Source organism: Caballeronia sp. AZ10_KS36 (genome assembly GCF_023631105.1).
Classification (GTDB): domain Bacteria; phylum Pseudomonadota; class Gammaproteobacteria; order Burkholderiales; family Burkholderiaceae; genus Caballeronia.
Genome location: NZ_JALQDQ010000020.1, coordinates 26,946 through 41,025 on the forward strand (window position 1 = coordinate 26,946; position 14,080 = coordinate 41,025).

8 protein-coding genes and 1 riboswitch are annotated in these 14,080 nt (G+C 63.3%); of the genes, 3 read left to right on the forward strand and 5 right to left on the reverse strand.

What is annotated here, in order from left to right:
• Nucleotide 1 precedes the first annotated feature (1 nt).
• Together thiS and NCR35_RS13885 are read right to left on the reverse strand one after the other, a co-directional pair.
• Nucleotides 2–199, reverse strand: coding sequence for a sulfur carrier protein ThiS (thiS, locus tag NCR35_RS13880; RefSeq protein WP_159837137.1), 198 nt, complete (start codon nt 197–199; stop codon nt 2–4).
• A 20-nt stretch (nt 200–219) separates the two neighbouring features.
• The gene (locus NCR35_RS13885; protein WP_250534827.1) at nt 220–1,350 is read right to left on the reverse strand and encodes an FAD-dependent oxidoreductase; all 1,131 of its coding nucleotides are present in this window, start codon (nt 1,348–1,350) and stop codon (nt 220–222) included.
• 199 nt (nt 1,351–1,549) lie between these two features.
• A riboswitch (TPP riboswitch) is annotated at nt 1,550–1,672 on the reverse strand.
• Nucleotides 1,673–1,963: 291 nt separating this feature from the next.
• Here NCR35_RS13885 and NCR35_RS13890 point away from each other — a divergent pair.
• Together NCR35_RS13890 and NCR35_RS13895 are read left to right on the forward strand one after the other, a co-directional pair.
• Complete coding sequence (locus NCR35_RS13890) at nt 1,964–3,706, forward strand: ABC transporter ATP-binding protein/permease (RefSeq protein WP_250534794.1); 1,743 nt, start codon at nt 1,964–1,966, stop codon at nt 3,704–3,706.
• A 278-nt stretch (nt 3,707–3,984) separates the two neighbouring features.
• Nucleotides 3,985–5,619 (forward strand): tetratricopeptide repeat protein, encoded by a 1,635-nt coding sequence (locus tag NCR35_RS13895; protein ID WP_250534795.1) that lies wholly within the window; start codon nt 3,985–3,987, stop codon nt 5,617–5,619.
• Nucleotides 5,620–5,806: 187 nt separating this feature from the next.
• On the opposite strand, the gene NCR35_RS13900 is transcribed toward NCR35_RS13895, so the two are convergent.
• The 3 genes from NCR35_RS13900 to NCR35_RS13910 all read right to left on the reverse strand — a co-directional run bounded on the left by NCR35_RS13900 (nt 5,807) and on the right by NCR35_RS13910 (nt 13,058).
• Nucleotides 5,807–7,273 (reverse strand): glutamate synthase subunit beta, encoded by a 1,467-nt coding sequence (locus tag NCR35_RS13900; RefSeq protein ID WP_250534796.1) that lies wholly within the window; start codon nt 7,271–7,273, stop codon nt 5,807–5,809.
• A gap of 78 nt (nt 7,274–7,351) precedes the next feature.
• Complete coding sequence (locus NCR35_RS13905) at nt 7,352–12,055, reverse strand: glutamate synthase-related protein (RefSeq protein WP_250534797.1); 4,704 nt, start codon at nt 12,053–12,055, stop codon at nt 7,352–7,354.
• A gap of 295 nt (nt 12,056–12,350) precedes the next feature.
• On the reverse strand, nt 12,351–13,058 hold the full coding sequence (locus tag NCR35_RS13910; protein WP_250534798.1) for a transposase: 708 nt from the start codon (nt 13,056–13,058) through the stop codon (nt 12,351–12,353).
• A gap of 207 nt (nt 13,059–13,265) precedes the next feature.
• Here NCR35_RS13910 and NCR35_RS13915 point away from each other — a divergent pair, with 207 nt between their 5' ends.
• Nucleotides 13,266–13,991 (forward strand): OmpW/AlkL family protein, encoded by a 726-nt coding sequence (locus NCR35_RS13915; RefSeq protein ID WP_250534799.1) that lies wholly within the window; start codon nt 13,266–13,268, stop codon nt 13,989–13,991.
• Nucleotides 13,992–14,080: the final 89 nt, after the last annotated feature.

Genomic DNA, 14,080 nt, shown 5'->3' on the forward strand with positions numbered 1-14,080 from the left:
TTCAACCGCCCGCGACGGGCGAAACGACGTCGAGCTTGTCGCCCGGCGCGAGCGTCTTCGTGCCGTGCTCGCCGCGCGCGACGAACTGGCCGTTGAGCGCGACCGCGAACGGCGGCTTCGCGCCGAAGGCGGCGAGCGCGTCGGTGACGGTGGCGGCATCGGGCAAGGTGAACTCGCGCTGATTGATGTGGATGTTCATGGTTCTGTCTCTGAATCCTGTCACGCGGGCACGGCCGCGAACGCGCCGTGCAGCAGCTCGGGCCATCTGGCATCGCCGCGGAATTGCGCGAACGAAGCGGCGTCGCGCACCGTTTCGCCGATGAGCGCATCGGCGAGCGCGCAGGCGGCATCGGCCACTTCGGGCGCGATCATGAAGCCGTGCCGATACAGCCCGTTCACGCGCAGCGTCTGCGCGCCGTCCCAGACAATGGCCGGACGATGATCCGGCAGCGTCGGCCGGCATTGCGAGTTGAGTTCGAGAATGCGCGCTTCGCCGAATCCCGGATGGACGGCGAACGCCGCGCTCAGCAATTCGAGCGCCGAGCGCACGCTGACGGGCGACATGTCCTCGCCCTCGACTTCCGTCGCGCCGATCACGTAGACGTCGTTCTGCTTGGGCGCGATGTAAAGCGGATAGCGCGGATGGAGCAAGCGCACCGGCCGCGTGAGCCCGATGCCCGGCGCATGCACCCGCGCCACTTCGCCGCGAATGCCGCGCAGCGCGGGCCACGCGGGCTTTGCGCCGAGACCGCGGCAATCGATGATCCAGCGCGCATCGGGCATGGCATCGACCGGCGTATGCCAGTGCGTGCGCACGCCGCGCGCCGCCAGCCCCGCCGCGAGCGCCTTGAGCGCCTGCCGGTTGTCGAGCTGGCCTTCGTGCGGCAGCAGCCAGCCCTGCGCGAAGCGGGAGCCGAGCGCCGGTTCCGCCTCGGCGACCTGCGCGCCGGCGAGCTTGACGAAACCGCCGTCGAGTAGCGATGCCGGGGCGTTCGCGCGCAGCCGGCGCTCGAAAAGCGGCGCTTCCGCGCGATCCGCGCCGTGCCACACGACGAGCGTCCCGTTGCGCTGAAAGAAGACCGGCTCGGGCAATGCCGCGAGCACATCCGGCCAGCGCGCGAGCGACGCCGCGCCGAGCTCGACGACGAGCGGCTCCGCGCTCGTCGCTTCCGCGAGCGGCGCGAGCATGGCCGCGGCGACCCACGCGGCCGACTGCGAGCCGGCTTCGTCGCCACGCTCGTAGAGCGCGACGCCGTGCCCCGCGCCCGCAAGCTGCCAGGCGACGAGCCGCCCGACGAGCCCGCCGCCGATCACCGCGAAGTCCGGCCGGCGCGCGTCGCCCTGTTCCATGCTGTTCACAATCCGATGTCTCCTCATCCGGTCCCGTGCGTCGCCTCGACGAAAGCGAGCGTCGCCGCAGGAAGCGGCAAACCGATTGACTAACTGACTAACGTGGCGAATCAGCGGAGGAGAGACCTGCACGGCGGCCGTCAGACGCACCGAGCGGAAAAGGAAGACCGGAAGAGACTGGAGGAATGGCGCGGCAAACGCGCGTTCTCCGGAAACTTCCCTCGCCGGTATTACCCGGATCGGGTGCAAAGGGTCTCTCTCAGCCTCGCCGCGCCGGCCACCGTTTCCAGTGACGTCGCGCGAAGCACCCCTGTTTCGTCGCAGATCATTAGAGCATAAAAGGCAAAGCCGCTGCAAACCGGGATTGCCCGCTACGGTCGTAGCGCTCCCGTCGTGCCGCGTCGTGCCGCTTCGGTCGCGGCCGGCGGCACTCTGGCACAATGCCCCGAACACCGGTTCATCGGACGATCGGGCCGAATTAAGCGACAGTTAAGGCAGCATCACAACAATCTGCGAACCCGGAACTGGCTGCGCGCACGTCGATGCCGCGCGCCGCACGGCAAGCGACACCGTCTCAACCCGCCGGCGATCCGGCGCACCCGAACACAAGGTCATGGTCAACTCGAATCTCGAAAGCACGCAGCAGAAGGCAGATGACGTATCGGCGTGGAGCCTCATCAAACCTTATTGGGTCTCGGAAGAGCGCGGCGTCGCGTGGGGCCTTCTGGTCGCGATCATCGCGATCAACATGACGGTCGTCTGGATCAACGTGCGGCTCAACAGCTGGAACGCGGACTTCTATAACGCGCTGCAAAACAAGAACGTGCGCGACTTTCCGCACTTGCTGCTGATCTTCACCGGTCTCGCGTTTGCGTACATTCTGCTCGCCGTCTACGGGCGGTATCTGCGGCAAATGCTTGCGTTCCGCTGGCGGCAATGGCTCACGAACCGGTATCTCGAACAATGGTTCGGCGACAAGGCGTTCTACCGCATCGAGCGCGACCGCCTCGCCGACAACCCCGACCAGCGTATCAGCGACGACCTGCAATCCTTCGCGACCACCACGCTTACGCTGTCGCTCGACCTGCTATCGACGCTCGTCACGCTCGTCACCTTCATCACCATTTTGTGGACGCTCGCGGGCGCTCTGACGCTGACGCTCTTCGGCAAGCCGCTCGTCATTCCGGGCTACATGGTGTGGGCCGCCGCGCTTTACGCGATTCTCGGCTCGCTCATTATCCAGAAGGTCGGGCATCCGCTCGTGTCGATCAACTACCAGCAGCAGAAAGTGGAGGCGGATTTTCGCTTCGGCCTGATCCGCGTGCGCGAAAACGCGGAGCAGATCGCGTTCTACGACGGCATCGCCACCGAAACCGCCAACGCGAAGAGCATCTTCCAGCGCATTCGCGACAACTGGTGGCTCATCATGAAGTACACGAAGCGCATGACCTTCGTGCTGTCCTTCTACGGACAAATCGCCATTATCTTTCCGATCATGGTCGCCGCGCCCCGCTACTTCGCGGGCGCGTTTTCGTTCGGCGTGCTGATGCAGATTTCGTCGGCGTTCGGCACCGTCAGCGATTCGTTTTCCTGGTTCATCAACAGTTATTCGACGCTGGTCGAATGGCGCGCCACCGTCAACCGTCTGCGCGAATTCAAGCGCGTCATGCGCTCGACGCATATCCGCGAGGAAACGTCGCCCGCGACCGAACGCGGCGGCATCAATCTGCATTACACGAGCACACGTTCGCTAACGACCACCGGTCTCATGCTCGCGTTGCCGAACGGCACGCCGCTGTCACGCGTGGCGGACGTCTCGATCGAGCCGGGTTCGCGCTGGCTCGTCGTCGGGCCGTCGGGTTCGGGCAAGAGCACGCTGATGCGCGCGCTCGCGGGCCTGTGGCCGTTCGGCGACGGCACCATCGACGCGCCCGTCGATGCGAAGCTCATGTTCGTGCCGCAGCAGAGTTATCTGCCGATCGGGACGTTGCGCGGCGCGCTGTCGTATCCGTCGCCGGCCACGACGTTCACCGACGAGGAATCGCGCGAAGCCTTGCGCGCGTGCAATCTCGAAGCGTACGGCGACCGGCTCGACGAAAGCGCGCACTGGGCGCGCAGCTTGTCGCCGGGCGAGCAGCAGCGGCTGGCTGCGGCGCGCGTGCTGCTGCACAAGCCGGACTTCGTGTTCCTCGACGAAGCGACGAGCGCGCTGGATGCCGAGAACGAACTGCATATCTACAACACGCTGGTCGAGCGGTTGCCGAAGGCGGCAGTTCTGAGCGTCGCGCATCGCGAATCGGTCGCGATGTTCCATGACTACAAGATCGAGATCGAGCGGGCGATGGCGGAGGCTTGAGAAAATCGCATCGAAGCGTCGAGAAAGCCGCACGGGCCATTCAAGTCCGTGCGGTTTTTCTTTTATGCCGATTCGGATATGAACCGCTACTGGCGGAATCCGACAAGGCGCGATAGGCTGAAGATGCCCGCTACGAAAGACATTGTTCCGCAAAGAGTAGTACAACAAACAATTATTGACCGCGAGCGTCTCGATCGTATGTAACATGAGCAGCCTTTCGTTTGAATCGTTGCAATTCCAGCATAGGGATCGCAACGTAGTTCCCCGAGTGTGTCCACATGAACAGCGAAAACTCAACTCACGCAACGTCCAATGACTTGAGTGCGCTTGAATTGCAATTTCGTCGGAATCTCGCGAACGCCCCCGACTCGCCGTCTGCACACAACAACCTCGGCCTCGTCTTGCGGCAGCGCGGACAATTGCCCGAAGCGGTGACGCTTCTGAGGAAAGCCGCAGCACTCAAGCCAGAGTCCGCAGACATCGCATTCAACCTTGGTCTCGCCCTCCTGGAATCCCGATTCTTCGCCGAAGCCGAGACGGCGTTTCGTCACGCCCTTGCCCGCCGGCCGGGCTTTGTTCAGGCAGGCCACCTGCTCGGGAAGACATTAATGTATCTCGGGCGGTGGATCGACGGCGAAGAGACGCTCCGGGAGGTGATCGCAGCCGCGCCCGACACTGCGGACGCCTACTACATGCTCGGAAACTCGCTACACATGCGAGACCGGCTTGGCGAAGCCGAGGCCGTGCTGCGCCGCGGAGTGTCAGTCGACCCAGCATCGTTCGAAATGCGCATGGAAATGGGCGCTGTATTGCAGGAGCTGAACCGCCTCGACGCGGCTGAAGCCGAATATCGGCATGCGCTCGCGCTGCGGCCCGACAGTGTGCGTGCACGGTTCGCGCTTTCGGGCCTTTTGTTGAAGACGGGGCGTTACGAAGAGGGTTTCGCGTTATACGAAGCGCGCTACGTCGAGTCGCAGGAATGGACGGATTGGACCGGAAGATTTGCTTTCGAAGAGCAGTCACGCGTGCCGGTGGCCATGTGGCGCGGCGAGCCGCTCGACGGAAAGTCTTTGCTGATCGTGCCGGAGCAAGGGCTTGGCGATGCGATCCAGTTCGCGCGCTTCATTCCGATGCTCAAGTCGCAAGGCGTGCGGAATTTGACCGTTGCATGCTCGCCATCCCTCGTGCGGCTTTTTCGGTCCATCAGCGCGGCAGATGCCGTCATTGACGCGACGGCCGCTCTCCGGTTCGACGAGTACGACTACAAGTGCTACATGATGAGCATGGCTTTCCGTCTCGGCACGAGGCTCGACACTATCCCGCGCCAGATACCCTATCTCAGCGCGCCAGCCGCACGAATCGAACATTGGAAGCAGCGACTCGACGCACATGTGCAACGCGGTCGTTACAGGGTGGGTTTAGTGTGGGGCGGATCGTCGGAGCTTGGCACTGTCAAACACGGTCCGGCCGAGTTCCATATGGACTTGCGCCGTTCCATCCGGCTGAGCGCTTTCCTCCCGCTTCTGCAGACTGCCGGTGTGACGTTCGTCAGCTTGCAGAAAGGACCGCCGGAGTCGCAACTCGCGGACATCCCGGATCATCTGCGCCCGCTGAACCCGATGGCCGACGCAGTAGACTTCGCGGAGACCGCAGCCATCATCGAAAATCTGGATCTCGTTATTACCGTAGATACGTCTGTGGCGCATTTAGCCGGCGCGCTCGGCAAACCGGTATGGATTCTTTCGCGCTTCGAAGGCGAGTGGCGCTGGCTTCACGACCGCGACGACTCACCGTGGTATCCGAGCGCGCGCATTTTCCGGCAGAAGCAACGCGGAGAATGGGGCGAAGTCATCGAGCGTGTTGCCAGTGAACTACGCGAGATCGCGGGGGATAGAGGGGCGGCGTCGCGTTGACACGGCGGTCTTCGGAACTGGACGCATCGCCGGGGTGCTTCCTTGGCGAATCGCGCGCAAGCGAAAAAGCGCCGGTCCGACTAACGCAAGCGCGATCCGATACGTCAACCACCACGCGTCATTCATCGACCGAAGCAAAAACGGACAACCGTGGTTGTCCGTTTCGTCTCTTGCCTACTGTTCCCGCTTATCGCGGCAACTCGCTACTGCCCATCAGATACGCATCCACCGACCGCGCGCACTGACGCCCTTCGCGAATCGCCCACACGACGAGCGACTGCCCGCGCCGCATGTCGCCTGCGGTGAAGACCTTGTCGACCGACGTGTAGTAGGCCTTCTCGCCTTCAGTCGATGCCCGCACGTTGCCGCGCGCATCTTTGTCCACGCCGAACGCTTCGAGCACGGGCGAAAGCGGCTGCGTGAAACCCATCGCGAGCAGAACGAGATCCGCCTTCATCTCGAACTCGGAATTCGGCACTTCCTGCATCTTGCCGTTCTTCCATTCGACGCGCGCCGCGATCAGCTTTTCCACCTTGCCGTTCTTGCCTTCGAAGCGCTTCGTCGCAACGGACCAGTCGCGCTCGCAGCCTTCCTCGTGCGACGACGACGTGCGCAGCTTGATCGGCCAGTACGGCCACACGAGCGGCTTGTTCTCTTCCTCGGGCGGCTGCGCGAGCAGTTCGAACTGCGTCACGCTCTTCGCGCCGTGACGGTTCGACGTGCCGACGCAATCCGAGCCCGTATCGCCGCCGCCGATCACGACGACATGCTTGCCCTTCGCGGTCAATTGATCCGCGACCTTGTCGCCCGCGTTGACCTTGTTCTGCTGCGGCAGGAATTCCATCGCGAAGTGGATGCCTTCCAGCTCGCGCCCCGGCACCGGCAGATCGCGCGGCGTTTCCGAGCCGCCCGCGACCACCACGGCGTCGAACTGCTCTTTCAGTTCTTCCGGCGTGATGCTTTCCTTCGCCGTATTGCCGATGTGCGACGGAATCGCGTCGCGGCCGACGAACACGTTCGTCCGGAACGACACGCCTTCCGCTTCCATCTGGCGCATGCGGCGGTCGATCAGCCACTTCTCCAGCTTGAAGTCGGGGATGCCATAGCGCAGCAAACCGCCGATGCGATCGTTCTTTTCGAACACGACCACGTCGTGTCCCGCGCGCGCCAGTTGCTGCGCGACCGCGAGCCCCGCCGGACCCGAACCCACGACGGCGACCTTCTTGCCCGTCTTGTGCTTCGGCGGCTGCGGTGCGACCCAGCCTTCTTCCCACGCCTTGTCGATGATCTTGCGCTCGATCGACTTGATGCCAACCGGGTCTTCGTTGATGCCGAGCGTGCACGCCGCTTCGCACGGCGCCGGGCAGATGCGGCCCGTGAACTCCGGGAAGTTGTTGGTCGAATGCAGCACTTCGATCGCGCTCTTCCAGTCCTGGCGGAACACGAGATCGTTGAAGTCCGGAATGATGTTGTTGACCGGACAGCCGTTGTTGCAGAACGGAATGCCGCAATCCATGCAGCGCGCGCCTTGAACCTTGGCGTCGTCGTCGGTCAGCGCGGCGACGAATTCCTTGTAATGCTTGACGCGGGTCAGCGGTGCTTCGTACGCCTCGTGGCGGCGTTCGAACTCGAGAAAACCGGTTGCCTTGCCCATATCTTTCTCTGTATTGAGTGAGGATCGCGCTCTCCGATGCCTTTTCATCGGAGAGCCCTGACTTGTTGTGTTTCGGGCTTAAGCCGCCAGTGCTTCCTTCGCCTTTCTCGCGCCGATCTCGCCGAGCGCGCGCTTGTATTCGGTCGGGAACACCTTCACGAACTGACGACGCGACGCATCCCAGTTTTCGAGCAGCGCCTTCGCGCGCGGCGAGCCGGTGAACTGGAAGTGGCGTTCGACGAGGCCCTTGAGCAACGCTTCGTCGGTCTGGCCCGCGTGCCACAGCGCGCGGTCCACCGTGCGCTCCTGTTCGGCTTGTTGCAGCACCGGATCGAGCGCGACCATCGACTTGTTGCACTTGGCCGCGAATGTACCGTCCGCGTCGTACACGAACGCGATGCCACCCGACATGCCCGCCGCGAAGTTGCGCCCGGTTTCGCCGAGCACGACGACCGTGCCGCCCGTCATGTACTCGCAGCCGTGATCGCCCGTGCCTTCGACAACCGCCGTCGCGCCCGAGTTACGCACGCAGAAGCGCTCGCCCGCGACGCCGCGGAAATACGATTCGCCTTCGATCGCGCCGTACATCACCGTGTTGCCGCAGATGATGTTTTCCTCGGACTTGCCGCGGAAGTCGTTGGTCGGGCGAATGATGATGCGCCCGCCCGACAGGCCCTTGCCGACGTAGTCGTTGCCGTCGCCGACGAGATCGAGCGTCACGCCCTTGGCGAGGAACGCGCCGAAGCTCTGGCCCGCCGTGCCCTTCAACTGAATGTGGATGGTGTCGTCCGGCAAACCGTCGTGGCCGTACTTCTTCGCGATCAGACCGGACAGCATGGCGCCGACCGTGCGGTTCACGTTGCGCACCGGCTGGATGAACGAGACATGCTCGCCCTTCTCGATCGCCGCCTTCGACTTCTCGATCAGCACGTGATCCAGCGCCTTGTCGAGACCGTGGTCCTGCACGTCCACATGCTTGCGCGCCACTTCCTCGCTGACCGGCACCTGATAGAAGATGCGCGAGAAGTCGAGGCCCTTCGCCTTCCAGTGCTCGACGCCCTTCTTCGTGTCGAGCAGATCGACGCGGCCGATCAGGTCGTCGAACTTGCGCAGACCGAGTTGCGCCATGATCTCGCGCACTTCTTCCGCAACGAAGAAGAAGAAGTTGACGACGTGTTCCGGCTGGCCCGTGAACTTCGCGCGCAGCACCGGATCTTGCGTCGCGACGCCGACCGGGCACGTGTTCAGGTGACACTTGCGCATCATGATGCAGCCTTCGACGACGAGCGGCGCCGTCGCGAAGCCGAACTCGTCCGCGCCGAGCAGCGCGCCGATCACGACGTCGCGGCCGGTCTTCATCTGGCCGTCGGCCTGCACGCGGATACGGCCGCGCAGACGGTTGAGCACGAGCGTCTGCTGCGTTTCGGCGAGGCCGAGTTCCCACGGCGTGCCGGCATGCTTCAGCGACGACAGCGGGGACGCGCCGGTGCCGCCGTCATGGCCCGCGATCACGACGTGATCCGCCTTCGCCTTCGCGACGCCTGCCGCCACCGTGCCGACGCCCACTTCGGACACGAGCTTCACCGAAATGCTCGACGACGAATTCACGTTCTTCAGATCGTGAATGAGTTGCGCCAGGTCTTCGATCGAATAGATGTCGTGGTGCGGCGGCGGCGAGATGAGGCCCACGCCCGGCACCGAATAACGCAGCTTGCCGATGTAGTCCGACACCTTGTGGCCGGGCAACTGGCCGCCTTCGCCGGGCTTCGCGCCCTGCGCCATCTTGATCTGGATCTGATCCGCCGACGACAGATATTGCGCCGTCACGCCGAAGCGCCCGGACGCGACCTGCTTGATCTTCGAGCGCAGCGAATCGCCGTCCTTCAGCGGAATGTCGGTGACGACTTCCTTGCCGATGATCGATTGCAGCGAGTCGCCGGTCTTGATCGGAATGCCGCGCAGTTCGTTGCGATAGCGCGTTTCGTCCTCGCCGCCTTCGCCCGTGTTCGACTTTCCGCCGATGCGGTTCATCGCGACCGCGAGCGTCGCGTGCGCTTCCGTGCTGATCGAGCCGAGCGACATCGCGCCCGTCGCAAAACGCTTGACGATTTCCTTCGCCGGTTCCACTTCGTCGAGCGGAATGGCCTTCGCCGGGTCGAGCCTGAACTCGAACAGGCCGCGGAACGTCATGTGGCGCTTGGTCTGGTCGTTGATGAGGTGCGCGTATTCCTTGTACGTCTGATACGAATTGCTGCGCGCCGAATGTTGCAGCTTGGCGATGGCATCCGGCGTCCACATGTGCTCTTCGCCGCGCACGCGGTAGGCATACTCGCCGCCCGCATCGAGCATGGTCGCGAGCACGGGGTTGTCGCCGAACGCATCGCGATGCAGGCGAATGGCTTCCTCGGCCACTTCGAAGATGCCGATGCCGCCGACCTTCGACGCGGTGCCCTTGAAATACTTCTCCACGAGATCCGACGACAGGCCGACCGCTTCGAAAATCTGCGCGCCGGTATAGGACATGTAGGTCGAAATGCCCATCTTCGACATGACCTTGTGCAGGCCCTTGCCGACCGCCTTCGTGAAGTTGTAGATGGCCTTGTCTGCCGACAGATCGCCCTTCAGCCCCTCGGCCATGTTGGCGAGCGTTTCCAGCGCGAGATACGGATGCACGGCTTCGGCGCCATAGCCCGCGAGCAGCGCGAAGTGATGCGTCTCGCGCGCCGAACCCGTTTCCACGACGAGGCCCGTGCTCGTGCGCAGACCGTGCTGCACGAGGTGCGTGTGAATGGCGGACGTGGCGAGCAGCGCCGGGATCGCGACGTTGTCGCGGTCCGTCTTGCGGTCCGACACGATCAGGATGTTGTAGCCGGACTTCACGGCATCGACGGCTTCGGCGCACAGCGACGCAATGCGCGCCTCGACGCCTTCCTTGCCCCATGCGACCGGATAGCAAATGCTCAACTCGTACGAGCGGAATTTGCCGCCGGTGTACGTGTCGATGGCGCGGATCTTCGCGATGTCCTTGAAGTCGAGCACGGGCTGCGACACTTCCAGGCGCATCGTCGGGTTGATGTTGATGGTGTCGAGCAGGTTCGGCTTCGGCCCGATGAACGAGACGAGCGACATCACCATGTTTTCGCGGATCGGGTCGATCGGCGGGTTCGTCACCTGCGCGAACAACTGCTTGAAGTAGTGATAGAGCGTCTTGTTCTTGCTGGACATGACCGCGAGCGGCGAGTCGTTGCCCATGGAACCGACGGCTTCCTCGCCCGATTGCGCCATCGGCGCCATCAGGAACTTGAGGTCTTCCTGCGTATAGCCGAACGCCTGCTGGCGGTCGAGCAGCGCGGCGGCCTCGCGGCGCTGCGTCTCGACGTCTTCCGCCTTCGGCTCGATCTCGTCGAGCTTGATGCGCACGGCGTCGATCCAGCTCTTGTACGGCTTCGCGTTCGCGAGGTTGTCCTTGAGCTCCTTGTCCTCGATGATGCGGCCCTGCTCCATGTCGATCAGGAACATCTTGCCCGGCTGAAGACGCCACTTCTTGACGATCTTCGATTCGGGAATGGGCAGCACGCCGGATTCCGACGCGAGGATCACGAGGTCGTCGTCCGTCACGATGTAGCGCGCCGGGCGCAGGCCGTTGCGGTCGAGCGTCGCGCCGATCTGGCGGCCGTCCGTGAACGCGATTGCGGCGGGGCCGTCCCACGGCTCCATCATCGCGGCGTGGTATTCGTAGAACGCGCGGCGGTTCTCGTCCATCAGCGTGTGCTGTTCCCATGCTTCGGGAATCATCATCATCATCGCGTGGACGAGCGGGTAGCCGGCCATCACCAGCAGTTCGAGACAGTTGTCGAACGAAGCGGTGTCCGACTGGCCCGGATAGATGAGCGGCCAGAGCTTCGGCAGGTCGTCGCCGAGCACGTACGAGGCGATGGCGCCGGTGCGCGCGTTCAGCCAGTTGACGTTGCCCTTCACGGTGTTGATCTCGCCGTTGTGCGCGATCATGCGGTACGGGTGCGCCAGTTCCCACGCGGGGAACGTGTTCGTCGAGAAACGCTGGTGCACGAGCGCGAGCGCGGACACGACGCGCTGGTCTTGCAGGTCGCGGTAGTACACGCCGACCTGACCGGCCAGCAGCAGCCCCTTGTAGACGACCGTGCGCGACGACATGGACGGCACGAAGTATTCCTTGCCGTGCTTGAGCTTGAGCGCCTGAATGCGATGGCTCGCCGTCTTGCGGATGATGTAGAGCTTTCGCTCGAGCGCGTCCGTCACGACGATGTCCTTGCCGCGCCCGATGAAAATCTGGCGGATCAGCGGCTCGCTCGCCTTCACGGCGGGCGAAATGGGCATGTTGGCGTCCACCGGCACGTCGCGCCAGCCCAGCACGACTTGTCCCTCGGCCTTCACGGTGCGTTCCAGTTCCTGCTCGCACGCGAGACGCGACGCGTGTTCCTTCGGCAGGAAGATCATGCCCACGCCGTATTCGCCGGCGGGCGGCAGCGTCACGCCCTGCTTCGCCATTTCCTCGCGATAGAAACCGTCCGGCACCTGAATGAGGATGCCCGCGCCGTCGCCCATCAGCGGGTCGGCGCCGACCGCGCCACGGTGGTCCAGATTCTCAAGAATCTTGAGACCCTGCTGAATGATCTCGTGGCTCTTCTTGCCCTTGATATGGGCGACGAAGCCGACGCCGCAAGCGTCGTGTTCGTTCGCGGGGTCGTACATGCCCTGCGCGGCGGGGAGCGAACCGGCTGCCGGCTGCTGATGATCGTTCATGGGACACCGTCTCTACTGTGGGGGCCGACTCGGCCGTTGAACCGTTTTGTTATCTCGCCCGGACGCTTTCGGCTGCGCTGCGAGGCGCACAGCCGGTCGCGCTGCATCGCAATAAACGCCGGAAATCGAAATATACGCGACGAATCAAAAAGATGGCAAATTAAATTCCATGGTCTGTCACCTATTATCGAAATGGTGCATCGCTGCCTTATTTAATTGGCTCCATATCACCAGGCGGCAAAAATAAACGGCGCCCCGCAAATCGGGCCGCCGTTCGATCGAGCGCGCCGCGCGCTTACTGCGTCTGGGGCGTTTCCCGAATCTTGCGCGGCCGGCCGCGCGGCAGCGGCGACACACGGCGGTTCGCGGCGCGCGCGGCCCACTCACGATACGAATCGCTGCCGAGCACCCAGCCCTTGAGCGTCGCCTGTAGCAGGCGGGTCGTCTCTCGCTCGTCGAGCGGTTGCTCGCTCAATTCCTTGTACGCGTGCTGGCGCTCGAACGGCGTGTTCCCGAGCAGCCAGAAGAGCGAGTGGTCGGTGATGAGCGAATCCACCGTCAGCCCGATGTGATGCCGGTAGCTCGACCACTTGTAGTCCTGCGGCGATGCCGCGAGCTGCGCGCGCACCGGCGCCATCTCGACGACGCGCGTCGCAAGCAGAAAGTACCGCTCGCCTTCGATGACCGTCGCGCGATACCGGCCTTCCCACAACGTGCCGCGCCGCGTGTAACGCCGGTTGAAGTGCGCGACGTAGCGCCGGCCCACCGCCTGCATCGCCTTGGGCAAGCTGGCCTCGTCGCGCGGCGTGACGAGCAGATGCACGGCTTGCGGCATCAGCGCATAAGCGTGGATGGCGAGATGGTGATCGCGCGAGGCCGTCCTCAGGCATTCGATGAAAAGCTCGTAGTCCTGGTCGTCGACGAAGGCGGGCTGCTGGTCGAGACCGCGCAGGATGACATGCTGCGGCTGTTCTGGGACGTAGAGTCGTGCAAGCCGTGCCATTCTGGATATTCCATGGGTCGCGTTTGTGTTACCCCAAGCGGGGGCTGACTGGAGACGCTGCTGCAGCGGGAACACAAGACGCATGCAAGGGCCGTGCAACGGGACTCCGAAGCGGTCTCTCGCCCTAGGGAAAATGCTCTACCGTGCCGCTATGGTGACTTTGAAATGATGTGTTCATAATGGGCGTGCTTTCAGGAGGAGCACAAATTGAAATTAAAACAAGTCGTGACGGGGATCGCAGCACTGGCATGTGTGTCCACCGCGGCACACGCGCAATCGGCTGGGTCCATTTACGCAACTGCAGGCTGGTTTCACTTTGCACCGCAAGACAGCAGCGGTCCGCTCAAAGAAACAAGTGTAGGCGGATCTCCCGTTAATATCAGCGTACCCGGCACGGGTGCCGGCATCGGAAGCGCAGATACCGCCGGCTTCACGCTGGGCTACTTCATCACCGACCACATTGCCAGCGAGTTCGAGATAGGCATTCCGCCCTCCTTCGATCTGAACGGAACCGGGACGCTCTCGCAGTACGGCAAGATCGGCAGCGCGAAGCAGTGGAGTCCAACGCTGCTGTTCAAATACTTCTTCAACGCTCCTGACGCCAAATTCCGGCCGTTCGCCGGCATCGGCGTGACGCGCACCTGGTTCACCGATGCACAGATCACCAACAGCGCGTTCGAACGCACCGTGCTGCATGGTCCGACCTCCGTCGATACGGATAGTTCGTGGGCGCCGGTCTTCAATCTGGGCGCTCAGTACAATTTCACACAACACTGGTTCGCGGCGTTCTCCGTGTCGTTCATTCCGTTGAAGGCGACGGCCAAACTGAGCACGCAAGCGCAAACGCCTGTCGGCACGCTCAACGTGCAGTCGCAGGCGAAGATCACCATCAATCCGATCGTGACGTATCTGCGCGTCGGCTATCGTTTCTGATCGCGTGATCCAGGGTCGCTATGCAGTCCGAACGCCGTCGTGTCAACAGCATGACGGCGTTTCCTTTTACACGCGCCTTGTAAATGTGA

Bases quoted from the DNA above. Each gene is read 5' to 3' on its own strand.
- thiS (WP_159837137.1), bottom strand. From the start codon at position 199: ATGAACATCCACATCAATCAGCGCGAGTTCACCTTGCCCGATGCCGCC.
- NCR35_RS13885 (WP_250534827.1), bottom strand. From the start codon at position 1,350: ATGGAACAGGGCGACGCGCGCCGGCCGGACTTCGCGGTGATCGGCGGC.
- NCR35_RS13890 (WP_250534794.1), top strand. From the start codon at position 1,964: ATGGTCAACTCGAATCTCGAAAGCACGCAGCAGAAGGCAGATGACGTA.
- NCR35_RS13895 (WP_250534795.1), top strand. From the start codon at position 3,985: ATGAACAGCGAAAACTCAACTCACGCAACGTCCAATGACTTGAGTGCG.
- NCR35_RS13900 (WP_250534796.1), bottom strand. From the start codon at position 7,273: ATGGGCAAGGCAACCGGTTTTCTCGAGTTCGAACGCCGCCACGAGGCG.
- NCR35_RS13905 (WP_250534797.1), bottom strand. From the start codon at position 12,055: ATGAACGATCATCAGCAGCCGGCAGCCGGTTCGCTCCCCGCCGCGCAG.
- NCR35_RS13910 (WP_250534798.1), bottom strand. From the start codon at position 13,058: ATGGCACGGCTTGCACGACTCTACGTCCCAGAACAGCCGCAGCATGTC.